A 25,335-nucleotide genomic window follows, 5' to 3' on the forward strand; every position below is an offset into this window, starting at 1 on the left:
CGGACTTCAAGTGATGACCATCGAGCAGCTAGCCTGCCGCCTGGCCGGTGGTTTCAGCCGTCCCATTGAAGACGAAGCGCTACGCGCAGCATTGCAACAGGCGCTCGCGAACACCGAACTTGGCGAACTCGATGCCATCAAGTCGCTACCTGGAATGGTGGACGCATGCGTTGGCACGCTGCGGAAGGTCTGGGCAGCCCGAATTGACCTAACAGGCGGTCAGCACCCTCGATTGGCGTCGTTGGCCGCTTTGGAAGCAGCTGTCATGGCGTTGCTGCCTGCGGGAATGAAGCGCCCCGGCGAGCTCGTCGATGCTGCGTTAGAGCGCGTTCAGCACGCGCCTGCAGTATTTGGCAGCGTTGACGTGCTTGGGATGACCGAACTGGAGCCGTGCTGGAGGCCTCTTTTTGCCCAAGTTGCAGCCGTAACAAGGGTGAAATGGATTGCCGGCCCGCGGACCGCTCCCCAGTGGCTGGCTGAAATGCCTTTAGAGGTCGTGACTGGGTCCGCGGACACCCCCGATGTCAGGACCGTGAGCGCGGCGTCTGCACTCCACGAGGCCGTCGAGGCCATGCGCTGGGCCCGGCAGCTCATCGTAAGCGGCACGGCGCGTCCCGGCGAGATAGCCGTCGCGTCCACCTCCACAGCGGAGTTCGACGACCACTTTCTGGCACTTCGCTCGGACGCGAACCTTAACATTCACTTCATACACGGGACCAAGATAGCCGCCAGTCGGGACGGCCAAGCGGCAGCTGCCCTAGCCGACATCCTCCTGCGAGGACTCACTCAGCGCAGATTCCGCCGATTTGCAGCGTTGGTCAGGAGCAGTGGGGGCCCTCTCGCAGAGCTCCCAGAAGGCTGGCTGAAGGTGCTACCTGGAGACGCCCCGCTGTCGTCCTCGCAATCTTGGGGAAAGCTGCTGGCGAGCCTGAATCCCGAGAGTTGGCCAAACGCGCAAGACCAGACCCCGGCACTTAGAGCAATTGTCGAAGCCCTGCAAGCAGGCCCTGCTGGGGCGGAGGCCGCCGGCGCTGCACTACTGCGGGGTCGTACCTTAAATATCTGGAAGAAAGCCCTGGCCGCGGGACCTGCCGCATCTCTGGACTTGACGCTGCAAAGCATGCGCGAGGACGACGGTCTTGAGGCATGCGAGAGCGTGGTCTGGATGCCGGCCGCACACTTGGCAGCATCCCCGCGGCGCTTCGTGCGTCTGCTCGGGCTCAACTCTTCCCGTTGGCCACGACGCGCATCCGAAGACCGCCTGCTGTCCGACCACATCGTTCCCAGTGAGCGGTTTGAACCGCTGCCAGTCTCCGAGGCAGACCGCCGGGACTTTGAGACCATCCTGCGAACTACGCAGCGCCAGGTAATGCTCTCTTTTTCACGGCGAGATGGCGAGGGACGTCTCCTCGGCCTGAGCAGTCTGTTGCAGGGGATGCCCTTGCCCGAGTACATGCGCCGGCACAGGCGAGCGGACCATGCTTTCAGCGAATCGGACCGGCTGACCGTTCGTCCCGCGGAGTTCAGGGACAACCTTCAAGCCGTATCCGCCGACCGATGCTGGCGGGCCTGGTGGCAGCCCGCCATAACCGGCAACGATGGCCGCATCCGTCCTGAGCACCCGGTCGTGCTCGCAGCGCTCGGAAGAACCCAATCTGCCAGCTCTCTTTCCCTGCTACTTCGCAATCCTCTCGGTTTCATGTGGAAGTACGGCATGGGGCTGCGTGCCCCCGACCTCTCGGAAGAGCCGCTCGTGCTCAGTTCGCTGGAATTTGGAAATCTTGTCCATGAGGTTCTCGACGCTGCACTTCAGGCCACTGTGGGTCAGCGCACGCGAAGCGAGCCGGTAGACATTTCCACCGCAGTTACCGTTGGATGTGAGCAGGTTCGCATCAAGTGGGAAGCGCTGGAGCCAATTCCCCCAGCTTTCATCTGGAATCGCACTTTGCACGAAGCAATGAGGCTGGCGACCTACGCCCTGGAGGCAACACAGTTGACCCAGCCGGGCTGGACCTCATACAGCGAAATCCCATTTGGTGGCTCCGAGCCAAAGTCGGACGCCGCTTTGCCATGGGATGCAGCCCAAGAGGTGCTAATTCCCGAAGCGGATTTCCACATCAAAGGCTACATCGACCGACTGGACTCGGCCCACAGGAATACTCATGCCATTGTCACGGACTACAAGACAGGTCGCACGCCCTCCAAGGATTCCGTGCTGAACGGGGGCCAGGAGTTGCAGCGCTGCCTATACGCGTTCGCCGTAAAGTCTCTTCTCGGAAATGCCGTATCTGTGCAACCGTCGCTTTTGTACCTGCGAGGTCAGCACTCGATGACCATGGAGGACCCCGATGCCGTGCTCACGGCGCTCCAAGGCTACCTCTCGACCGGGCGAACCAGTCTCACAGCTGGGAATGCACTGGCTGGTATCTCCGCGGCCGGCGACTACGACGACCTAGCGTTCGCCTTGCCAGCGAACGCCGCGGCAGGGTACTGCAAGCGCAAGAAGGCGGCCGTCACGGAGTTGATGGGTGAGGCCACGCAGGTTTGGGAGGCTGAATAATGTCAACCGCACCCCTTGTCGACGCGCCGGCCCGCGTCGCCGCACTCAGCGCACACGACCGAACCTTACTTGTGGAAGCCGGCGCGGGCTCTGGCAAGACAGCAGTATTGGCGGGACGAATCGCCATGATGCTTCTCGCGGGCATCGAGCCTAAGAGCATTGCCGCCGTCACTTTTACTGAGCTAGCGGCAAGTGAGCTCCTCCTCAGAGTGCGGCAGTTCGTGAACCGCCTTCTGGAGGGAGAAATACCGCTCGAGCTGCGGCTGGTCTTGCCCGCTGGCGTCAGCGATTCGCAGCGAGCAGCGCTCCAGCATGCACAAAGCCACATCGATGACGTTACTTGCTCCACCATCCATGGGTTCTGCCAGCGTCTGATTCGCCCTTACCCTGTCGAGGCGAACATTGACCCAGGCGCGTCCATCATGGACCCCGACCAGGAAAAGCTCGCCTTCCACGACGTCGTAGAGCAGTGGCTTCGGGAGAGGCTGGACGGAGGGGCTCATGGCCTCCTTGCCGAACTGATGCTGGCGGACCCCGAAAAAACCATCGAGATGGTCAACCAGATACTGGGGCACCTAAAGGCGCACGAAGACCTCCAGGCCCCGGCTGCACCTCCGCTAGCGGACCTGGTGGCCGTGTACCAGAGCGCAAGTGCTTCGTATAGCGACCTCCTGCACGGCGCAGGTTTTGCGGAGCAGGAAACCGCCGAAGCGGCAGCTGCCTGGCAGGACATGGCCCAAGGCCTCAACCAGTGGGACATCACGACCTCGGCTGGCCAAGTCGGTCTGGTTCAGTCGAAGGCACACGAGAGCCTGTGCACAAAAACTGGCTTCAAGGCTTACAGCAAGAAGGGCAAATGGGTGGCCGCCGCCGCCGCCGCAGGCCGTTCGAAGGCAGAAGGTGAGTGCCTGGCTGGAGTTGCCCTGACGCTCCACCAGAACTGCTGCGGAGCGTGGGATGCGCTCGTGGCCGGTGCGGCTGCTCACGTGCTTCGCGAGCTGCTGCCTATCCTCAGGCCAGCTATCGCCCGCATGCAGGAGTACAAGCGTTCGGCGGCGCTAATGGACTTCGACGACCTGCTTCGCTCTGCCCGGAGCCTCCTGCGCTTGCATGACGACGTGCGTGTTGCCCTGGCTCAGAAGTACCGACACGTCCTAGTCGACGAGTTCCAAGACACCGACCCAGTCCAGACGGAGATTTTCTGGCGTTTATGCGGTGACCCTACCAACGGCGCAGACAACGCAGACTGGCGCTCCTTTCGCATCCGCCCGGGTGCCCTCTTCCTTGTGGGTGACCCGAAGCAGGCCATCTACCGCTTTCGAGGCGCAGACGTGCGTGCATATGTTGAGGCCAGAGAGACGCTGCGCGCACAGGACGCAGAGAGTGTCAGCTCAATTGCGGTGAACTTCCGCTCCTGCGGCCCCATCTTGGAACATGTTAACCAACGATTCGCCGTGCCTTTGGGGCAACCCGACCAGCCCGGCTTTATCCCACTTGAGGTATTCCACCCTGCCCGCGACGAAGGCCCGAGCGTCGCCGCGCTCGATGTTGCCGCAGCAAACGAGAACGGGAAGGCGACTGCGGACCAAATCCGAGACGCTGAAGCAGAAGCTGTGGCCCGCCTTTGTGCACACCTCATTGGGCGAGAGTCCATCAAGGACCCTGACACCGGCATTCGCCGGCCATGCCAGCCCGGCGACATCGCTCTGCTCGCTCCCACTGGCGCGCAGCTCTGGAGATATGAACAGGCCTTGGAGGACCACGGTATCCCTGTTGCGACCCAGGCTGGAAAAGGATTCTTTCGCCGCCAGGAGATTCAGGACTTGATAGCCGTGACGCGAGTGCTTGCGGACAGCCGCGACACCCTTGCCGTAGGCACATTGTTTCGCGGTCCAGTAGTCGGACTCACTGAAGAAGAATTGCTTGACGTACTCTGGGGCTTGCGCGACGCGGAGACAGGAAGACCGGCCTCACTTAGCCCGAGTTTGGACGCTTCTCGCGTCGCCCATGCTCTGGCAAAACACGTTTTGCTGACTCTACAAGGACTGCGCCTGAAGGCTCGAAGCACGACACCTCACGACCTGCTTGCACAGGCAGTCGATGAGCTACGCATCCGCCCTATTCTGATGCAGCGCAGCGGACGGCAGGCCGAACGCGCATTAGCCAATGTGGATTTATTCTTGAACTTGAGTCGGGCTTATGACATCCGCGGCCTTGCAGCTTTCGCTGACGCCATGCGCGGCGCGTGGGAGGACGAAGCACGTGCGGTCGAAGGCAGGCCAGACGCGCAGGAGGAATCTGTCGCTTTGTACTCGATGCATGCCGCGAAAGGTCTGGAATGGCCTGTGGTCGTTCCCATCAACGGGGCAACGACTGTGATGCCACCAAGCCGTGATGTAGTGACTCGCGCGACCAGCACACTCTATTGCCCTATCCTGGGCGTCGCCCCAACCGGACACGAGGGCGCGCTCGAAGCGGAGAAACTGGAGTTGCAGCGAGAGCGCATTCGCCTGTGGTACGTGGCTGCAACCCGCGCCAGGGAGCTCATGGTCATACCGCGCGTGGATGCACAACTGCCTAGCAATGCGTGGAGCGCACTGATTGACTTGGGCGTCGCCGGCCTTCCGCCTTTAGAAGTCCCTGAAGATGCGCAGCCGGCGTTTGCCGCGGAGGCGGAGGAACCCAATACTCAGACTCCGGAGGTCTTCAACGAGGAAGCGGCGAGGATTGCCGCGACTTCGCACCCAATTGTCTGGAAGATTCCCAGCCGCGAGGAAGACCTTACGAGGCCACTTGAGCAAGAAGAGACGCCTGAGGTATACATCGCTACCGCAGATGGTTCGCCTGAGACCGCCACGGCTGGCGTAATCCAGGGCGGTCGAGAGCGTGGCCTGGTTCTCCACAAGCTGCTCGAAGAGGTACTCACGGGAGAGGTGTCAGAAGCCGCGGAGGCTCTATCCGCTCGTGCGGCCGAATTGGCGGAAATGCTGGGCGCGCACATCTCTGATGACTCGGCGGGTGGGATGTCTCCAATAGAGCTGGCCACTTCGACTCTTAGGGCTTTATCCCTCGACGTTATCGCAGCTCTACGTCCGACGCTGGTCCCCGAATTCCATGTCTACTCGTCAACTCAAGAAGAAGGCAAAGAGCATGTCCGGACCGGAATCATCGACGCTATTGCTTACTCTAGTGAGGGGACCCCTACCGCAGTCGTAGACTGGAAGAGCGACGTAGAGCCCACCGCGGACACAATCGCGCACTACAAAGCCCAAGTGCGGTCGTATCTGACCATGACCGGTACGCCTATAGGTTACGTGGTGTTCGCAACCACTGGCGCAGTCCACGAGGTAGTTCCTAGTAAATGAGTACCAAGCCACCCCGTACCACCGCCGCCATCTTCGAAAAGGGGTTCAAAGAGCCCTTTCTCCGGGCGTCAGAACGCCCATTCGTCAAGTTGCTGAATTGGTACACGGGATTCGGCAAGACCTACACGGCCGCTGCGTTCAGCATCGAGCTGTTCATCAAATGCGACGTCATCCCCGTCTTCATCGCGCCGCTGCAGTCGCTCGTCGCCGGATTCAGCGATGAGGTGAACCAGCACCAGAAGTCCCGGGAGTACGCCGACGAAATCGAAGGTGCCGTCCTGGAGCGCGGCACCCCTATCCCGGTGCACCGGCTTTACTCCATCGAGTACCACCTGAACGACAGGAGCTTCTTCCAGGCGTGCTTATCGCTCGTCGCCTGGTTGGAAGGCCATCGGGAAGTCTCTATCCGTATGGAACAGTCTTTCAAGCACGCGGAGACGGACAAGGGCGTGCGCGCCCGGGTCAACGAGCTTCGCCAGAAGGCGGCTTTTTGTGAGCAGTCCTCCTTCCTTGGGATGTCGCCTTCGGATGACACCTACGAAGACACGCGCAGCGCCTATATAAAGTCCGCGCAGCGAGCGCGCAGCCTGGCAGACAGCCTGGTGTGGCGTTTGATTCAGCTGGACATCGAGACGCGTACTCAGAAGTGCGAGGAAGACCGTTTGATGCGGGTCAAGGAAATCGGAGAACTCGTTCGTCGGCTTCACCCGCTGCAGTCCTTCCTGGACGACCCCGGAATCATCGTGAGTACAGCGTCGAAGGCGCAAGTCGGACACAAGGTATATGGAGCCGACGGCAAGGGCGGCTTCAAGGCGCACAAGTTTGACAACTTGCCCCTGTTCCTCGAGGAGCTGAATCGGGACGGTAGCCAGTTCGGCCACATGGTGTCGCGCCGGCCGGATTCCGCTCGTGTCGTCACTTTCGTCGACGAGGAAGAGGACTCCTACTGGTATCTCTTCGACCAACGCAAGTCGGTCGTTAACTCCGGGGGGCGCAATGACCTGAACTTGGTTATCTCCGAGTTTTTCCAGTACTTCGACTTGAAGTGGCCCATGGCCTTTGAGAGGCTGCGCCGGGACGGGCCGAATGACCGAGGGCTTGCCACAAAGGTCTACGAACACTTGGAACAGTTCGCCAGGGTGAGCAAAGTCCTTGACGACGAATTCGCGATGGAGGTGGCTCGCACCTCAGCCAAATACACCCCGGACGCACGGCGGGTCGAAATCCTGCGGAATCATCTGTCCGCCCAGTTTCCCAATACAGCGAAACGGTTTGATGACACGGAGCTGCTGGCAGTTCTGAACCAGCTGCACGACCGGAATGATGCTCACGCGAACTTCAAGCGCTTTCGGCAGAAAGCGAGAGTGCTGCAGCGCATACGGGACTACGTCTTAGAAATCACGCGCTCTGGAAGCAGCGCCTATGAGACGTTCCTCGACCTGCATGATCTGGTGGCGGATAAGAAGTTCTTCACCATGAGCCGATCCACCTACGGCGAGGTACTGGACCAGCCGGGGCAAACGTTCTTCACCGAGTCGGCCAGCGTCATGGATACGGAGTTCTTGAGGCAGGTTCAGCTTACGAAGGATACTGCCCACCAGACCATCCGTCTCCACTATCACGACGGGGACATCCCGCTGGGTGCATACACGCTGCTGGACTACCTGAAGCTCGTAGTCTTCATGGCCAAGGTCCTGGCGCAGACCAGCGGCGAAGACACCATCGAGATGTCGAAGACGGACCAGGAGCGATATCCGAGCCTGGACCGGTTCCGGCAAGACGTGCGTCGACTCTTCGAAAGCAAAGCCGCCAGTGAAGGCCTTTCGACCGACTCCAGCGACAAGGAGCTGCTCACGGATGCGTTCCTGTTCCAGGACACCAAGAGCGTAGTGACCCTTGAGGAAAGTCGGGTGCAAGCCGAGGAATACAACATGGAGGCTGACATTAGCCTCACGTTGACCATTACCTCCCTGCGTGCGACCCCGGAAGAAGACATCATTCGCGCTTTGGGTCGCACCAATGGGGTCTACCTGATGAGCGCCACCGGCGGGCTGGACTCCGCATCTTCTGGGGCCTTTAATACCAAGCAACTGCGTCGCTGCATCGAAGCTCGCGGCGGCCATTTCGCCGAGATGAGCGAAGATGAGCTCCAGGTGGTTGCCGCCAAGGCCGAAGAGATGCTCGGAAAACGGGAACGCAAAGTCGTCATCCTTGACGACAGCGACCCAGCGCCGACGTTCGGTGTCTCCAAGGCATACAAGGGCCTACTCCAGGTCTTTGAGGACGCCCGTCCAAAGAAGGAGGAGCCTGGTTACGCCCAGATGAACCGACACAAACGCAGTGAGCTTGCCGGTTTGGTGGCGAGCCTTGACCGGCTACTTGCCAGTAGCGTCCGCTCGGGGCTAGTCCTGTGCCAGACGACCATGCACGTCAGGAAGTGCCTGATGCGCCTGGCGAACATGAATACCGGATTGGTGCGCCAGATGGACACCACGGGCGACCACTTCGTCATCCGCCCCCGCGCAATCCCGACGTACAACGAGTACGGTGTTCAAGAAGAGGTGACAGTCATCCTCTATACCGCCGGCCGATTCAGGAACAAGGACCGCTCGAAAACAGGCGCCTTGCAGGAAGATGACGACCAAGGGCAGTTCAACAAAGAGCTGGAAGACGCGCTAGACATCAGCCGCAAGAAGGTGCTCCTGTGGTCTGCCTACGCCTCCGCTTCGCGAGGTATCAACTTTCTCACCACGCAGAACGGCAAGGAACGTGACTTCGAGCTGTTCTGCCTGCTAAATGACCCGTATTACACCCGCCATACCCGCCCCGGCACCGGTGGCTTCTCCATGGAGATGTTCCAAAGCTTTGCCCAGGTACTGCGCGATGAAAATGAGAACTGGGCGGCAATGTCCAAAGGCGACCTACTCTTCGAGTACTCCCGAAACCGCTGGCGCCGACTGCGGAAGGAGCATGTCATTGACATCACCCGCACGGTGTTCCAGGCCTTGGGACGTGGTGAGCGTCGGCCCACCACTGAAATGCCCTGCCAGCACCTTTACGTGAGTTCGGAGGCTGCCCGGATGGTGCACCTTGGCCTGCGGCACGCTCCAGAGCTGCGCAAGCGGGCCTCACCCGCCCAGCGCGCCGTGCTGACGCAGCTGAGAAGGCACAACATCGAGACGTCCATCTTCCCGTCCGAGTCGGTGCGAGAGGCAGACCACCGGGACAGCCTCAAGAAGGCGGTTGCCTTCCGCAAATTCACGAGCCAGACGCCTGCGCGATTCCGCTCGGACGCGACCGCCCGCCGTATCTGGGAACGACTGTTCGATTCGATGATGTTCACCGATCCCTTGAAGTACTTGGAAAGGCTGACATTGGCCGGCGTGCCCGCCGAGTACATCAATGGCTGCTTCCTTGAGGTGCCCGCGATGGCGGAACCGTACAACTGCCAATACGCGCTGTCTGGCATGACGGAGACCCTCGTTACGGATGCGGAAGATGGAACCGACGCCTACAACTGGGTTGGCATGGTGGCTCCCGAAGGGCTCGTCTCGCACCTTTCCTCGAGCACGCAGGGTTACCTGAAAGAATGGCGCGGCTTCAAACTGATGGACAAGACCAAGCGTCTTCTGCCACAGCCCTGGTTTGTAACTGAAATCATGAAGGGCTACATCGCGGAACTCGAATTCGAGCAATACATCGGCGAGCAGTTCAACGTTTGGCCGAAAACGCTAGCCCTGGGCGGCAGCCCGGTGGAGTACCTGCAGGTTGCGGAGCATCCGCTTTACGCCCAGCTATATCAGGTGTTCGATTACTACCTTGTCCCAGAGCCGAACGTGCTGGTCGCCGTCGACCTTAAGAACTGGGCCCGGAGCACCGACAGCCTGAAGAAAATGCAGCTTCAAGAAGAAGCGCAGGAGAAACACAAACGCCTGGGTGAGCTTCTGCCCGACACGACTGTTCACGCCCTGTACGTGAACTTGTATGGGGCGCATAAGTTCGCAGTTTCCAAGCCGACTGCTGGCACCATCCGGTTCATGTCCCTGTTTGTGCCCAACACGGGCGCGAATATGTGGATGCCGAATGCCAACCTCCGCGACGCGGTGCTGGGGAAGTAATGCCTATTCGTCCCCTTGATCCCCAAACTACTGCACTCGCCCGTCTCAACGCCTTGCGGTTCACCTCCTCGGTGGCCGACACCGCACGGCTGTTGGCCAAGTGGCAGGCAGGCGCAGGAGGACTGCTGGTGCCAATCGCGTTCCCGCTGCCGAAAGCTGCTGAGGAGAAACCAGCCAAGGGCGTCAGCTTCTACCGGGAGCGCGCCAAGCAGGTTCGTTCTCAAATCGCCAAGGAATTGGGCCTAGAACCGTCGGCTGCGGCCAAACTGTCGTTCACGATGACCAGCAAGGACGCCTGGTACCTGGGCCCTCGGCCCAAACTCGACCTGCAGTTAATGCTGGATGCGGTGGCCAGCACGCCGGCCAAGTTCATTGAGCTCATGCTGCTGAAGGAGCTCATCGAGTCGGCGTCCTTCGATTCCGAAGACACGTTCGTAGGTGGTGGCTTTGGCCCTGGCGTTTACTTGGGCAGCATGAGCCAGGCCTCAAAGAAATTCCTCCACCTGGCCGAAGCTGAGTTCACAGTCAATGCCAAGCATGGGCTCTTGCTCTGTGGCGTGACGGCCAAGCGATTCGGTCGCAAGGCGACGGCCGCAGCCGAAGAGGCCGCGGTTACAAAGCTCGCGAATGCAGGTGAAGGCTATCTGGTGGGGGTCACGCGCATCGTGCCCGAGGATTTCTATGAGCACGACGCCAGGAAGTCGCCAATGGAGGGGTTGAGCCTGGACAGAGATAAGGTCCGGCGCACCCGCTTGTACTACTTGAATCTGCTTACTGAGTTCGCGATTCGGCTCTTCACAAAGGCGGGCGTCCCCTTCGAACGGGAGACCTTCGTCGCTTCACATTGCGTCGATGACGCGTACATCCCCCTGGAACCCTTAGCGAATCTGCAGCGTCCCTTGATGGTTGTGAACACAACGGTGGACCCGCTGGATCACGATGCCTTAGCCCCGCTCACTCGGTTCCCCGAATATCTCCCTGGCTACCACGTGGCCGGGAACAAGAAAACGCATTTTCCAGCTCCGAGCGTGCAGGTCGCCGAGGCCGTGCCGACCGCACTCGACCCGGCTTTGAACTACCTGTTTCTGAACGGCAAAGGTGATGAGGACCTGGGCAGCGTCCGTCTTGCCAAGAGCTCCGCGACACCGGACTTCCAGCCCGTCAAGACGCAGGTGGCGTACGCCGCGCTCTCCCGCGGCGATGGGACCGCCGACCCATACACAGAGGCTAAGTTCCGGCACCTGCTCGCCAAGGCTGGGGTCAGCATTGCGATGCAGGGCCTGGACTACAGCCCCAAAGCGCTTGCCGCACTTCGTCCCGGCAAGGCAGACGATGCCGGCGGCCGGCAGCTGCAAGAGGCCCTGAAACGCTGCTTGGTGGAGTTGTCGCTTAAGGAAGTGCTCTTGGGCAAGAAGGTGGTCAAGGTGCCAGCGATGCCTCCAGGAATGCCGACCCAGCTGACGCTGCTGGCCAGCCGCCGCGTGCGGATGCCGGGTCGGCAATCGCCCGAGCAGCTCGTGGCCGCCGTGGACGTACAGGCAGAAGGTGATTCATTGTCAATCATCCGCGTCCGGCGTACGCCCTGGGGTGATTCCAGCGCGTTGCTGGACCTCGTTTTTGAGTTCCCATTCCTCCAGGAAAACGGGAAGGACTGGGTGCGAGATGGCCAGTTCTGGGTTGTAGACAGCAACTCGGGCGAGCGCCTCACTGTCTGGTCGGGCAACTTTGTGCCCAAAATCATCCTGAACGACGCCTACGAAGGCATCGAGCACGCTATCGCGGCCCAAGATGCACACCAAGCGGCTCAGAAGGCGGAAGGCAGTCCGGGTCGGTTTCTTTCCAAGGGTCGGGAGTTCAACATCCTCCCGTATTACATCTCCATGTTCAAGCCAGCGCATGGAAAGCATGGCGAGCGCGTAGGGCTGAGGATGCCGGTGCAGGATTGCGCGACCTTCGTGAGGGTGTTCGTGCCTCCGGAAGGGGGCATCAGCGGTTCGGGGGATGCGCTTTCAGGAATGCGCGACCTCATGCACTACGGCGCCGGCGGCGCCCAGACGATTGCTGGCATGTTGGACTTGCCCCTTGTGCAGATGTACCTGCACACCATGACGAACGGCGTCCTGGTCGGCGGGGACAACTCAAAAATGAGCCTTTTCGAGAAGCTGGCCAAACTTGCCCTGGAGAACTAGCACCTCGTCTCTTGGGTCCGGTGCTTTAACGCTCGCGGCCTCAAGGGCGTCCAAGTATGTCGTGCGCCGCGCGACGCGCACGACCGTCCACGGATAGACGTCTGCCCTACGTGCGGCAAGGGGAGGCTTCCAGAACATCGCGAAAGAGCACTGCACCTTCGTTCTCGTACGAGACCATATGACTGAGCATCTATTGCTGACATTCGGCAGAAGCACGGAGTCTTTAAGTAGATGAGCAAGGGCGGCGCCTAGGCGGTGCATCGCCGGTCGCTTAAGATGCATTTGGTAACACAAGCTCATGGCCGCAGCCGTTGGCGCGCCGATAAGAGAAAGGAAACCCATGGCTAAGAAATCCGGAGGAGGCGTTGGTCTCGTTCTGCTCGGAGGCGTAATAGCATTACTTGCAGCCGTTCCAAAGGAAGTTTGGATAATTTTGGCAGTGGTTGGGGCGATAGGCGCGGTTCTGTACTTCATTGGAAAGAGCAAGAAGGACGCACCTGAGCCCGCACCCCAACCACGTCAGCCTTGGACTGCTCCCCCAGCTCCGGCCGCCGTCAGGGCGCAGACAAATGCCAGAAGAGCGGCTGCATCCGCCCAGGAACCAGTGTCCGTGTACTCGGGCACGCCGGCTCAAAGCAGAAACCATGTGCCGGCCGCCCCCGCAGGTTACGGCGCTGCTACTTGGATTCCGCCGGGGCAAGTCATCACTGTGGCGGGGATTTCGATTCCCGGTGGCATGGTCTATGTTGGAACGACACTCCGCAATCCTTCTGGCCGTCCCGACCCCGCCCTGATTGACCCGTCCAAGAAGGTGGCGGCACGAAGCGACTACACCGACCGAAGCCTCATGGGGTACTGGCCGAGCTACTCTGAGATTTCTCCGGAGGCTCGTCATGCCTACCTGCAGTGGCTTGCCGGCGGGCGCAAAGACCCCAAGGCCGACATCGGCTACGTGTTCCTCTTTCTCTATGGCCTCGAGCGACGTGCCATCGTGGATGGCAGCGGAGACGGGGACGAGGCAAAGACGGCCGAAGCAGACAACCCAGCTATCGCACAAGAGGTCCGACGCCTTCTGAGCATCTACGGGGACCGAAACGGCTCGTTCAAGCGATACGCAAACGACTTTCTCACCGTCGTGGACCTTGCCAGTTTCACGGACAAGCTCTATTTGAAACCCGTTCCGGCGTTCACCGGCGGTCACGAGCTTCCTTTGTACCTGCGCCTGGCTTTGGGTCAATGCGCAGTTGATAAGGTGCAGGTGCCGGCGGCCTTGGCGCTCGCCTGGGTTCGCATGGACCCAAACGTCTACCTCCGCACGCCAGCCACGCGCTGCCCGGAGCAGTTCGAAAGACTGTTTCAGCAGAAGTACGCTGAAATGCTCAACGGCGGTTTGGTCCTGACCAAGAACAAGACGAAGCTGAAGTTCGTCTATCGCGCCGCCTCCTCAGGCTTGCACGAATACGGAGAAATCAAACTGACGTTCGGGGAAATCCCTGATGTGGCCGTCCTCACGGGTCCCGTGAAGAAGCTGCAGGAAGTGGCCGAGGCCACAACGACAGAGCTGGACAGCTATAGCCGCCTTCTGGGCCGCTCGCCCGGCGCTGCCAAATCACTGGAAGGCTTGCTGACGCTGCCGCCAACCCTGTGGGGGGCGGATGCACGACAGAAACTCGATGTCCTGCTGGCCCAAATGCCAGACGACGGGATGGTGACCATGAAGCTGCAGGAGCTGGCGTCATCCCTCGGCGAGGCCCAGAGCCTGGAGCGAAACCTTGTTACCAGCCTTGCGCGCGCTCTCGAAGCAGTGCATGTTGGGATGGAGCCGGACGTACTCAGTGGGGCCAAGACGCCTAAGGCTGAGGACACGGTAGTCTTGTTCTCAGTGGCGGCCGGCGAGACGGTGAACCGTGGCAGCGCCACGTACCAGACCGCAGCACTAACCTTGCAGCTCGCCACTGCGGTGGCTCTGGCAGACGGAGATATCGGGGCCGAAGAGCTCCGTCATCTCCGACACCAAATTGAAGGATGGACGCATCTGACGCCTGCGCACCAGCAGCGCCTGCGCGCCCACATGCGATACCTGCTCGACACGCCGCCGTCCCTGACGGTGCTGAAAAAGAAACTCGAACCGCTCGCTACGCCGGCAAAGGAGGCCATCGCCAAGTTCATGTCGGTGATAGCACAAGCAGACGGGAATGTGTCGCCGGTCGAAATCAAGATGTTGGAGAAGGTTTACAAGGCTCTCGGGGTGGACCCCCAGAAGGTGTTTAGCGACGTTCACGCCGTTGCCGCAGCGGCACCCGGCGGAAAGCGCGCAACCTCCGCCCCGGGCGCTGCATTACCCGACCAGAAGCACGCAAACACAGGCTTCCAACTGGACGCCGCGCGCGTCGCAGCCCTGCAGCAGGATACCGACAAGGTATCTGCCCTACTTGCCAACATATTCACCGAGGAGGCCATCGAGGCCGCGGCACCGCAACAGAACCCGGTGATGGCACCGGAGCCAGAGGAAGAGCAAGCCGAGGCTCCGTTCGGGCTGAAAGGGCTCGATGGCGCTCATACTTCCTTCGTGAACCAGCTGGCTTCATGGCCAGAATGGACCCGCGAGGAGTTGCTGGACCTCGCATCCGACCTCGACCTCATGCTCGACGGAGCACTGGAGCGCATCAACGAGGCTGCGTTCGACGCTCACGACGGGCCGCTAACGGAAGGCGACGACCCAGTTACCATCAATCGAGATATCCTGGAGAAAGTACCCGCATGACCGCCACCGCCATTCGTCCCAAGGACCGCGACGCCGTTGTTCAATCGCTGCGCGCTGGCGTCGTGCCTCGCACAGGCCAGCACCTGATTCAGGTAGGCCGCACCCGGGAAATCGAGACGCTAATTGGCGACATCGACCGAGTCGCAGATGGCGGGTCTACGTTCCGCCTGGTCATCGGCGAATACGGCGCGGGAAAGACCTTCTTTCTGAACCTGGTGCGCGCGGTCGCCTTAGAGAAGAAGTTGGTGGTGGCAAGCGCCGACCTGAATCCCGACCGACGTCTGCAGGCGAGCGGCGGCCAGGCCCGCTCCCTCTATGCAGAGTTGATGCGCAACATATCCACCCGCACGAAGCCCGACGGGGGCGCGCTGGGCGGCATCGTGGAGAAGTTCATTGCTACTGCCAAGGCTGAGGCGAAAGCTGCTGGTGTTCCAACGGAAAACATCATCCGCAAGAAGCTGGAGCATCTGACCGAGCTGGTCAACGGCTTTGACTTCGCCGACGTCATCGCGGCTTACTGCCGTGGGTTTGAGGAGGGCAATGAGCAACTGAAGGCGGATGCTATTCGTTGGTTGCGAGGCGAGTTCGCCACGAAAACCGACGCGCGTGCGGCGCTTGGCGTCCGAACAATCGTGGATGACGCGGCAGTCTATGACCAGTTGAAGCTGATGGCCCGCTTTGTGCGCCTGGCCGGTTTTGCCGGCCTGCTGGTGAACTTGGATGAACTTGTTAATCTCTACAAGCTCGCCAACTCACAGGCGCGCAACTCGAATTACGAGCAGATTCTTCGCATCCTGAATGACTCCTTGCAAGGTAATGCCATTGGCCTTGGATTCATCCTGGGCGGCACTCCGGAATTCCTGCTGGACACCCGGCGCGGTCTCTACAGCTACGCCGCGTTGCAAAGCCGACTGTCCCAGAATAGCTTTGCCTCAGACGGCCTGGTGGACTTCAGCGGACCAGTGGTGCGACTTTCCAGTCTCACACCAGAGGACTTCTACGTCCTGCTGCAGAAGATTCAGCACGTGTACGCACTAGGCGATGCCTCCAAGCACATGTTGCCAGACCAAGGTATCTTCAGCTTTATGGAGCACTGCTCCAACCGCATTGGGGATACCTACTTCCGCACACCGCGCACGACAATTACTTCCTTCGTGAACATGCTCGCGGTACTGGAGCAGAACCCTGGCACAGACTGGAGGCAGCTTCTGGGCGGCTTGGATGTGGCGCCAGATACCGGAGGCGCCACGGATTTGAAGGTCGACGAAGACGACGAACTCGCCTCCTTCAAGCTTTGACACGCTGATGGCTGGCGAGAGTTCCTCTTTCCATCTTCTTGAGGAGCGCATCCAGCGCTTCATCTGGTCCGAAGGCTGGGAGGAGTTGCGGGATGCTCAAGAACAAGCTATTCCCCTCATCCTCAAGGGCGACTGTGACGTCATCATCTCGGCCGCCACGGCTGCGGGAAAGACCGAAGCGGCATTCCTGCCTGCCCTGACACACCTTCTTGCCGCCGGCGGTGAGGGCCTCATCGTCTACATCAGTCCCCTAAAAGCCCTCATCAACGACCAGTTCGGACGTCTGGACAGGCTTTGCGAGCAGTTGGAGGTGCCGGTCTGGCCTTGGCACGGGGATGTCTCAGCCAGCACGAAAACTCGTTTTTTGGCCAAGCGACACGGGGTACTTCTCATCACCCCGGAATCCCTGGAAGCCCTGCTCTGCAACCGCGGCTCTTCGGTCGCTGCAATCTTCAAGCACGTCACATTCTTTGTCGTCGACGAACTGCACGCATTCATCGGCTCCGAGCGGGGCAAGCAGCTGCAATCGCTGATGCATCGCATCGAGCGCGCTCTGAACCGCCAAGTACCGCGCGTTGGACTGTCCGCCACCTTGGGCGACATGAAGCTGGCCGGAGGCTTCCTGCGGCCTGGCGGTGAGCCGGCACAGGTCAACTCCGAATCAGCCGGCTCCGAGCTCAAGGTACTTGTGAAGGGGTATGAGGAGCCTCTCGTTGTGCAGGGCGAGAAGGACGGCAACGAAGAAGATGATGAGCCGGTTACGCCTGGGCAGATTGCCGCCGACCTCTTCAAGGTGCTCCGCGGCTCCAACAACCTCGTGTTTCCCAACTCGCGCCGGCAGGTCGAACGATATACGCACCTTCTGAACAAAATGTGCGAACAGCGGAAGGTGCCCAACGAGTTTTGGCCGCACCATGGCAGTCTTTCCAAGGAAATTCGTACTGAGACGGAGGCGGCCCTCAAGCAGAAGGAGCTTCCAGCTACCGCCATATGCACCAACACCCTGGAATTGGGCATTGACATCGGAGCGGTGAAAAGTGTGGGACAGATTGGGCCTCCGCCTTCAGTGGCCAGCCTACGCCAGCGCTTGGGGCGGTCTGGTCGGCGTAAAGGCGAACCCGCCATCTTGCGTGGATACAGCGTTGAAGACGCCCTTGGGCCGAACGCCAACCTGCGTGAGAAGCTCCGGCTCGACACATTGCAAATGGCCGCCATGATTTCGCTGCTCGTCGAAAAGTGGTTCGAGCCTCCCCGGGTACAGGGGCTACACCTTTCAACTTTGGTGCAGCAGCTACTCTCCTCCATTGCACAGACGGGAGGGGCCTCTGCGGGCCAACTTTACGCACTACTCTGCGGACCGGGAACTCCCTTTACGGGGCTGACTAAACAGGAATTCATTGAATTGCTTCGGCATCTCGGACAGAAAGAGCTAGTAGTGCAGGACTCGTCCGGAGTTTTGCTGCACGGCCGTGTCGGCGAAAAGTTTGTGAATCACTACAGTTTCTACGCAGCCTTCGCCTCCGAAGAAGAATTTCGGGTCGTTGCTGGAGGCCGAACCCTTGGCACCCTACCTGTCGACCAGGTCCTACTGCCGGGGCAGCGCATCCTATTTGCTGGAAAAACATGGCGCGTCGACGAGGTGGACGAGCAGCAAAAGACCATTTATGTGACTCGCGCCAAGGGCGGCGTCCCACCCGCCTTCTCCGGCGGGACGGGGCGTACACACACCAAGGTGCGACAGCGAATGCGCGACCTGCTGGACGCGAGCACTGAACTCGCATTCTTGGACGAGACTGCCAAGAAATTAGTTGCTGAGGGGCGAGACGCGTATGTCCGGCTCAACCTCACCACCGAGTTCGCGATTGACCAAGGAAGGGAGCTGATTCTCCTTACCTGGCTTGGCGATTCAGCCAACGAAGCCATCGCTTGCCTCTTGATTCGCCGAGGATTCGTAGCCACGGCATCTGGACCCGGAGTGGAAGTAGTCAAAGGGGACCGCTCCACGGAAAACATTCTGGACGCGCTCGAAGATGCTGCGGTTGACGACACTCCGCCTCTGGACATTCTGCTGGCAGACGTGAAGAACCTCGCACGGGAAAAGTGGGATTGGTCCCTACCGGAAGGGCTCCTAAGGAAAGCGTACGCCAGCCTGTATCTGGACTTGGACGAGGGATTGGCCTGGGTGAGGGAGGCGACCGCCGCTCGGCGAGACTAAGCCGCACACATCCAAGCTTTGGATACGACCATATGCGGCTCTGGCGGTGACTCAGGACGTGAGCTCAAATCGCAGACTTGAGTTTTCTGCAGAGCCTGATCCCGTGCTTGAATGACAAGAGAGAATTTTCCTACCGACGGAAGCCTTGCCGTCCGCCGGCCTGAGGTTGCGGTGGTCTTGGACGCTGAATCAGGACTTGCATAACCAGGTCGACGCAGGCGTCATAGCGCTCGTAGAGTTCCTCGTCGGTCAAGCCACCGACGAACCGGCAACCAACCAAGCGGCCGATGACGCTGGGTTGAACATCAGAAGTCGCCCCAAGGAGCTGCCTTGGGAAGTCCGGCAGGACAGTCATGGGGGCTTGCGACGTCCTGGCGACTTCGACCGTTCGGCTTTCAAAGCCCAAGTCCATCAACGCAGCAGCGGACGTACTCGAGCAACACCCGATTGTTGATCGAGTGAACTATCCCGCCGCCGAAGCCCACCCTTTGCGGATCGCCCTCGTGGGACTTCCGCGCGTAGCGCAGCGACATGCTGGTTCTCGTGCGCAGGCCTGTTGCGCTATCGACATCCTCCATAGCCTCTGCAAGTTCCGCAGCGGCGAGGAAGAGGTTATGGAGCAAATCGGCGAGGCTGTTAACGCTGAGGCCGATCAATGGATCGCCTCGACTGATGGCGGCGAACTGATGTTCCGACATTTGCATGAACCAACGATTCATGGTGGCAGCCAGCTCATCCGGAAACTCATATACCTTGCGAATTTCTTTGCCAGAAGGCCGACTGAACACAATCCTGAGTATCAGCCCCGCCTCGATTGGAGTCCATAGCTCGCTTTGAGACATTGCTGCGACATCGCAGAGCTTCATACCAGCGTAGTAAAGCAGTTCGGCGACGATGCGTTCAAGACGCACTTTGCCGTCCCCTTCATTCATGTCGAAGTGCCGCGTGACCCATTCCCACTCGCGCAGGGGCATGACCTCGGTCTGATTGGCTCCGGCCTCGCGCTGGCAGGCGAATCTGGAATCAGCGCACCCTTCTCTTGCTGCACGCTTGCCGTGAACATATTGCAAGTCAGCGTAGTTTTGTTGGCGAAGAAACTTCAACAAGCTCGAGATGTTCGAGCTGATTGCTGCCTGTGAAGAGGCGTCGGCTGGACCTGCAAATGGGCGCCAAGCTGTTGAGTTGCGCATTGTCCCTCTCGGTGCGATCCACACATCGGCGGGACAGGGATTGGCAGTGAAAGCAACGAAGGCTCCGAAGTCCTCGCGCTCGAACGAAGACAGGGGTTTCTTCAGTTGCACGTATGCCCAATTGAAAAGTTTCTCTGCAACACCGCGCCGCATTCGTGCGGTCGAATCACTCTCGGAGGTCCGCTCGATCCAGTACTGCACCGCTTCAAGGTCGGATTCAACAGGAATCTTGCAGCCTTCACGGACACGCCTCTTTCCATGGCGGCCATCGAGGTCGGAAGACGCTACGAGACGCTCGAATGGAGCGATTTGGCTTGGATGCATGCCGCCAGCAGACAGACATTCCTGCTCAAACATGTTCTGGGGCTTCATTGTTGGAATCCTTCTTCGAATGTAGTGGGGCCAATCAGCACAAGCTCCTTCCCGGCCCGAGCCGGGGCTGACCAAGTGAACTGGGCAAGCGTGCGCGGCCATACGCGAAGTTCCGGATTCAAGCGAGGCGCCCAGACAGCGTAGACGTCGTTAAACCTGGCCGCGGCACTGCGCTGGCTATCGCCCACAAGGCTGCCCGTCCCTACGGGCGCCAAGCCAGCCAAGGCGGCGGCCCATCCACGCGCCGTCTCCCAGTCCGCGAGGAAGCACTGCCACGCGAAGTGCCCCCATTCGGTGGGGCGTGCGGCCCAACAGACAGGCCAACTGAGAACCTCGCGTCGAAGGCGGAGTATGCGCCTGCCCCTCACTGGGGAGTTCCATCGGATGGGGGCATTTATCGGTACAAACGCCTCTTCAAAACGCTTACGCCAAAGAAACCAGGCATGTGCGTTTGTGAGCTGGCCACGAGATTCGGGCAGCGGCGCTAGCGTGTTCCAGTCCAAGAGCTTCATGTCGACACCGGCCTCAAACTGCACCAGTGAGAGCTTGCGGAGAAGTCGCCAGACATGGCGGCGAATGGACTTGTAGATGGCTCGCAGGTTTAACGTCGCGACTTCGTCCAGCGCGGGCAGCAGAAGCTTGGACCGGTCAGGGCATGGCCCGTGCGCCAGCACAGCAACGTACTGTTTCCCCACCTGTTGGATGGGGCAAGGCAAAAGCGAGGTCAACGTGGAGAAAACGGCTCGCCGGAATTGCGGTGAGTAGCACGTCGCGGCAAACGCTGGGTGCTAGGCAGTCAGCTCCGGCCATTCGATAGCGAGGCCGCCCAATCGTCTGAGCCAGGAGTGGGTCATGGCAAAGGGGCGCTCGTCGAACGGCGCTTCCCGGCACGCCCGAAGTGCGTCAGCCTCCCAAGCCTTGGAGAAGGGGCTGCCGCACCTGCTGCAGCACAGCGGGGTATCGAGGGTCGCACGCGTGACGGCGTATGGTGGCATCGGGTGCCCGCAGTCCTGGCAGGTGTCGAGGAGGGCTGAGCCATGCAGCGGGCAGGTATTCAGGCCATCGATCTGGTGGACCACGGACTGAAACCCAACGCGCATGCATTCGGGACAATATCGCACCTTCGCATCGGAGGCGATCCATTGCGCCCAGGGGCCGCACATCTTGTCTAGCGAACTGGTGGCCACGGAGCACGCGAGCTGATGCTGCTTGCCCGTTTCACGCAGCCAAGCCCCACCAAGCAGGCTGCGGCCGTGAAGAGGCTTGGCATGACTGGTGAGCAGCCCCCTGCCGAACAGCATCCGACAGAGGTTGTCGGCCCCGAGCACGTTGAGGACACCGAGTTTGCAGGCTCGGCTGTAGGGGCCCTCATACGTCCGAGCCCACCGCCGATAGTCAACCAGGCCGGAAAGGATAGTTTCGGGCGTCATGGCTACACCACCAGGCTGGCCGCGTAGCCGCTTGCGTCCACGGCATCGCGCCAGACGTTGCGGGAGGCCATGTAGCCTGGCGAGTCGCTTTCGGCCTGCGAGAAGAAAAAGTTGCGGATCGCGCCAGCAATCCAGTTCATCCCAATATTCTTTTCATGCCTGCCAAAGTCGCTGCTGACAAGACAAAAAGCGTCCCACGCTTGATCGCCTTCATGCTCGAGTCGCCAACCGGCGCGCCAGGCTTGAGGAAAGAAAAATTCCGAATAGCAGATGCCACTGTGCGGGGGGAACTCAAGCAGACCGGCGTCGTCGTGGGCACGAAATGTCGCCAGAAAGTCTTCCTTGTCCTGGATTCCCCGAAAGACCCGTGGTGTTAGGAGAAACCGTGCCACAAGGTCCATCCTGGCTTTCCCTACAAGATGGGCCCTTATCTGCTTCAAAGCCGGGTGGCCGAAGATGACCGTGATCACGGCGAGGTTGCGTTCCTGACAGTCGTTCGTGAGGTCACGCAGGAAGGTGAACTCACTTTCGCCCCAGTTCTGCCCCTCATCGACAAGTAGTAGGTAGCGCGTGCTCTTCTTCTGCATTGCCTGCGAGAGCATCGTGCTGAGCACGCGGGTCCGGCGATCCGTCGTGGTTCCGCTGGTTGCAGCGCGGTGCTTGAAGTCCAGAAGGATATCGGTAAAGAAGTTCCTCTCCGTGGGCTTGTCATGCCCCTTTACAATGACGAACCCGAACGGCACATCCGGGGTGGTACGCGAGAGCTGGCGGGTAATTGCGTGGATGGCGGTGGTCTTCCCAATGCGGAAGTCGGCGGTGAGGCAGGTGCCGGGGTCTCGGTGAACCAGTACCTGCCTGACGATGTCATAAGCCTCTTGGACAGGCCCTGTGGGAATACAGATGGCGTTCAACACCAAGGGGTGTTCTTCGTAGAGGCGGTCACGGTCTTCGCCAGGAGTCAAAGCGGCTTCACGAAGGGCCAGAGACCTCAAGTTGATTTCTTGATGAGATTGCATGGTGTGCTCCGGAATTTGGGGATGGCGCCCAGTGGATCGCATGGATAGCTATGTAAGGGGCCGTTGGCTGAAGGACCGCAGAGAGCGGTCAGGTGTTGCGCCAGTTAGGCGGCGTCAGGTGCGACGGCAAGGGGCGATGCGGGACGGGTGGAAGCCCGGGGTCGGTGGCCTTGCATATCGCGTCGATGGGCACGCCCGTCTGTCGGGAGGCTTCGACGAGCTTTGTGGCTACCCCCGATACGTGGTTAGGGCGAGCTTTCATCTGCTGCCTGGCCCTCCTACCCAGGAAAGCCAAGAAGGACAGGACGACGTCCGAACCGTCGGGCGCAAAGTCACCGTTTCGAATATGCTCGTTGATGGTCTTGCGGAGCGCCCGCGAGTGCTTGGTCTGGGCCCACCGACGGTTCAGCAGGGCCAGTTCTCCCATAGATTCGCCGGACGGATTGAAGGCTGTGACCGTCCTCATGTCGCGCTCGTTGATGTGCACGACGAGAGCTGTCCCGATAAGGTCGAACCGTCTTGCAAGGTCTGGCCCGCAGTAGCGCTGTTTGTCTATTTCTATATAGGGCGTTCGGACTGCCCCCTTCTCGACGCTGCCGCGGACATGCCTCCTTTCCACGGTGACGCCCAGCCTCGGGGTATGAGCTGTCGACGGGATGCTCGGCCGTAGCACCAACGGCGTCTTGCTGCTGTTTAGGTATGCGGCTAGCGCCTGCAACGGAGTCTGGCCTCCCAGCGCGGAGTGCTTGGTGGCGTTGTACGAGGCCAAAATTACGTCTACCAGATCGACCAAGTGCTCCCAAGTGATGTGATGCTTTAGCGCCGCTTGAACCGAGTTCGGCTTCAGCGGGTCAGCTGGGTTAGAGCCTGTGGAGGAAGGCAGCTTTTGAAATCCCCACTGCTCGAGCGTTCGGAAGAGGCGCTCTACGGGGGCGTTGCGCCACCATGCACCGACAGGGATGAAGTTCAAGACGCACCCCAACTGCATCCGGGCAGCTTGGATGAAGCGAGTGGCGAAATGCTGCGACGCATTGTCGAATTGAAACCCGCCCGGCCGGATTTCGTCGAGACCCGGAATGTTGCCCACGGGTAGGGCTGCGCCCGGTATGTAACTGAGCCCCTTAGAAGTGAGCTCTCTAGGAATCCAAGGTGTCACGAGGCACAGCAAGGCGTCTTCAATAGCCAGAGCGTTTATTTGCGATGCGATGGAAACGGCGTACCCGAGCACGCAGATTGTGTGCATATCAAGCAGGACGTGCAGGTCCATCCTCTCGATTGCGACTTCCTGAGGTCCGGCGGGCCCGTCGACGATCAGCGTGCCGACACAGTGCAAGGTGTGGGTATCCATCGCGACAATGTCAAACGGCGCGGCGGCGAATGAGAACGACTTCCTGCCGGTCCCGAGATTCCTATTTTCGGAGGTGTCGGCACCATGCCAGACCTTGCTTGCGTTCGGGTCTGTTGCGATGAAGGCCTTAACGTATCTCTCGATGGAGCGGCGGCCCCTGCTTTTGGTGTTGAAGGGATAGTCGTCATCTGTCATCCCCTGCGTGAAGCAGTAGCCGCGGAACCTCCGCGCCACGCCTCTCTGCGTCGGGGAAGATGACTTCGCGCTGCCCTCGCCACCGCCAGCACGGATGAGCGCATGAAGCTTCTCCCGCAGCTTCTGGTTGTCTTGCAGAAACTGTTCGAAGCTGCCGGACTTGCCGCGCGGGTGCCTCCCACTTGTCGGCTTCGTCCGCGTGTACTCGCGCAGTCGCACCCCTTTGACGAGGCCGAGCCAGCCGACGATCCGCCCATCTGCCACCTGGACACACCGGTTCAGCGCATCCAGCAGCACAGTAGCCGAGCAGCCAGCTTCCTCAGCGGCGGCACGTAAGGCACCGGTTTGCAGATAGAGCCGCATCCCTCGAGCCATTCGCTCAAACCGATCCTTGACGGTGTCGTTCCTAAAGGTCACGTCAGCTGCGGGCCAGTGCTCACAGTCACGCCACTCCGAGGATAAGGTCTTATATGTGTAGCGAGGCTCCATCAGGCGTCTCCCGCAAGGTAGAACCTGGAGTCCCAGGTGAGAGGCACGACGTCAAGGTCGCTAAGGACGAGGCCCTGCTGAAGGGCTTTGAAGATCGCAGCGCAGTAAAGGCCAATTTCGGTGTCCGGGCCGAGAGCGGCGACGTCGGCCAGTTGGACCTCGCGCCGCGTTCGAATGATCTTGAGGACGGCCCTGGTGTAGTTATCTAGGGGATACGTACGGCACTGGGACAGCCAGGCGATGATGCGGAACCAGTTATGGATGCGCTGAGGCTGGGAGAAGACCTGCTTTTCTGTGAACAGCTCGTGCGTGGCGCCGTCGAAGTCAGCTGCTTTCATCTGAATCAGCAACTGCAGATTCGCCCTGTTCTGGGCGCCTTGTTCGATGTCTTCGCTTCGCTTGACTTCGCGCCACACCCTGGCGCCGCTGCGGCGCGTCAGTTCGGCGTCGACGATGGTTCCGAGAGCCTCGCCTCCCAGTAAGGCAATCCGCTTTTGGGGGGCGTAGTCTACTTCCACGATGTCTAGGTCGGACTCGACGAGGAGGAAGTGACCGAATTCGACGTCGCTGTGAAGTACAACGTCAACCTTGGACTTGGGGCTGTATGCGTACCAAAGATTGCTAAGGTGATGGCCACGAGCGCCATAGGCATCAGTAAGTTTGCCGCGCAGGCGGGTGCCAATACGGGGACCTTTAGAGGCGATTTTTTTCGGCTTAGACAGCACCGAGGGTGCCGCCGTGTTCCGTGCTTGCGGGAAGGACTGTTTTGCAGCCATAGTTGGCTCC

Annotated in this window: 12 protein-coding genes; 7 read left to right on the forward strand and 5 right to left on the reverse strand. The window is 60.2% G+C overall.

Going from position 1 to position 25,335, the window contains the following annotated elements; genetic code table 11:
- Positions 1–13: 13 nt before the first annotated feature.
- The 7 genes from M5C98_RS11580 (at position 14) to M5C98_RS11610 (ending at position 18,509) form a co-directional block, all read left to right on the forward strand.
- The gene (locus M5C98_RS11580) at positions 14–2,560 is read left to right on the forward strand and encodes a PD-(D/E)XK nuclease family protein (RefSeq protein WP_272552898.1); all 2,547 of its coding nucleotides are present in this window, start codon (positions 14–16) and stop codon (positions 2,558–2,560) included.
- Positions 2,560–5,925: a UvrD-helicase domain-containing protein gene (locus M5C98_RS11585; RefSeq protein WP_272552899.1), complete on the forward strand. Its 3,366-nt coding sequence runs from the start codon at positions 2,560–2,562 to the stop codon at positions 5,923–5,925. The genes M5C98_RS11580 and M5C98_RS11585 overlap by 1 nt, the downstream gene beginning before the upstream one ends.
- Entirely contained in the window at positions 5,922–10,043 is a 4,122-nt protein-coding gene (locus M5C98_RS11590; protein WP_272552901.1) for a hypothetical protein, read from the forward strand. Before M5C98_RS11585 ends, M5C98_RS11590 begins: the two co-directional genes overlap by 4 nt.
- A 53-nt stretch (positions 10,044–10,096) precedes the next feature.
- Positions 10,097–12,232: a hypothetical protein gene (locus M5C98_RS11595; protein WP_272552902.1), complete on the forward strand. Its 2,136-nt coding sequence runs from the start codon at positions 10,097–10,099 to the stop codon at positions 12,230–12,232.
- Positions 12,233–12,842: 610 nt separating this feature from the next.
- Complete coding sequence (locus M5C98_RS11600; RefSeq protein WP_272552904.1) at positions 12,843–14,996, forward strand: tellurite resistance TerB family protein; 2,154 nt, start codon at positions 12,843–12,845, stop codon at positions 14,994–14,996.
- Positions 14,993–16,294: an ATP-binding protein gene (locus tag M5C98_RS11605; protein WP_272552906.1), complete on the forward strand. Its 1,302-nt coding sequence runs from the start codon at positions 14,993–14,995 to the stop codon at positions 16,292–16,294. Before M5C98_RS11600 ends, M5C98_RS11605 begins: the two co-directional genes overlap by 4 nt.
- A gap of 7 nt (positions 16,295–16,301) precedes the next feature.
- Positions 16,302–18,509 (forward strand): DEAD/DEAH box helicase, encoded by a 2,208-nt coding sequence (locus M5C98_RS11610; protein WP_272552908.1) that lies wholly within the window; start codon positions 16,302–16,304, stop codon positions 18,507–18,509.
- Between the two features lie 395 nt (positions 18,510–18,904).
- On the opposite strand, the gene M5C98_RS11615 is transcribed toward M5C98_RS11610, so the two are convergent.
- The 5 genes from M5C98_RS11615 to M5C98_RS11635 all read right to left on the reverse strand — a co-directional run bounded on the left by M5C98_RS11615 (position 18,905) and on the right by M5C98_RS11635 (position 25,325).
- Entirely contained in the window at positions 18,905–20,071 is a 1,167-nt protein-coding gene (locus M5C98_RS11615; RefSeq protein WP_272552910.1) for a hypothetical protein, read from the reverse strand.
- A gap of 788 nt (positions 20,072–20,859) precedes the next feature.
- Positions 20,860–21,501, reverse strand: a complete 642-nt coding sequence (locus tag M5C98_RS11620; RefSeq protein WP_272552912.1) for a hypothetical protein — start codon at positions 21,499–21,501, stop codon at positions 20,860–20,862.
- 2 nt (positions 21,502–21,503) lie between these two features.
- Positions 21,504–22,517, reverse strand: a complete 1,014-nt coding sequence (locus tag M5C98_RS11625; protein WP_272552913.1) for an ATP-binding protein — start codon at positions 22,515–22,517, stop codon at positions 21,504–21,506.
- Between the two features lie 88 nt (positions 22,518–22,605).
- Positions 22,606–24,549, reverse strand: coding sequence for a hypothetical protein (locus M5C98_RS11630; protein WP_272552915.1), 1,944 nt, complete (start codon positions 24,547–24,549; stop codon positions 22,606–22,608).
- Positions 24,549–25,325, reverse strand: coding sequence for a hypothetical protein (locus tag M5C98_RS11635; RefSeq protein ID WP_272552917.1), 777 nt, complete (start codon positions 25,323–25,325; stop codon positions 24,549–24,551). Before M5C98_RS11635 ends, M5C98_RS11630 begins: the two co-directional genes overlap by 1 nt.
- Between the last annotated feature and the right edge of the window lie 10 nt (positions 25,326–25,335).

The organism is Acidovorax sp. NCPPB 3576, assembly GCF_028473605.1.
Lineage (GTDB): Bacteria > Pseudomonadota > Gammaproteobacteria > Burkholderiales > Burkholderiaceae_C > Paracidovorax.

Excerpts from the sequence above, each read along its gene's own strand:
- M5C98_RS11605 (WP_272552906.1), top strand. The coding sequence starts at position 14,993 with ATGACCGCCACCGCCATTCGTCCCAAGGACCGCGACGCCGTTGTTCAA.
- M5C98_RS11590 (WP_272552901.1), top strand. The coding sequence starts at position 5,922 with ATGAGTACCAAGCCACCCCGTACCACCGCCGCCATCTTCGAAAAGGGG.
- M5C98_RS11585 (WP_272552899.1), top strand. The coding sequence starts at position 2,560 with ATGTCAACCGCACCCCTTGTCGACGCGCCGGCCCGCGTCGCCGCACTC.
- M5C98_RS11635 (WP_272552917.1), bottom strand. The coding sequence starts at position 25,325 with ATGGCTGCAAAACAGTCCTTCCCGCAAGCACGGAACACGGCGGCACCC.
- M5C98_RS11580 (WP_272552898.1), top strand. The coding sequence starts at position 14 with ATGACCATCGAGCAGCTAGCCTGCCGCCTGGCCGGTGGTTTCAGCCGT.
- M5C98_RS11625 (WP_272552913.1), bottom strand. The coding sequence starts at position 22,517 with ATGCAATCTCATCAAGAAATCAACTTGAGGTCTCTGGCCCTTCGTGAA.
- M5C98_RS11620 (WP_272552912.1), bottom strand. The coding sequence starts at position 21,501 with ATGACGCCCGAAACTATCCTTTCCGGCCTGGTTGACTATCGGCGGTGG.
- M5C98_RS11615 (WP_272552910.1), bottom strand. The coding sequence starts at position 20,071 with ATGAAGCCCCAGAACATGTTTGAGCAGGAATGTCTGTCTGCTGGCGGC.
- M5C98_RS11630 (WP_272552915.1), bottom strand. The coding sequence starts at position 24,549 with ATGGAGCCTCGCTACACATATAAGACCTTATCCTCGGAGTGGCGTGAC.
- M5C98_RS11610 (WP_272552908.1), top strand. The coding sequence starts at position 16,302 with ATGGCTGGCGAGAGTTCCTCTTTCCATCTTCTTGAGGAGCGCATCCAG.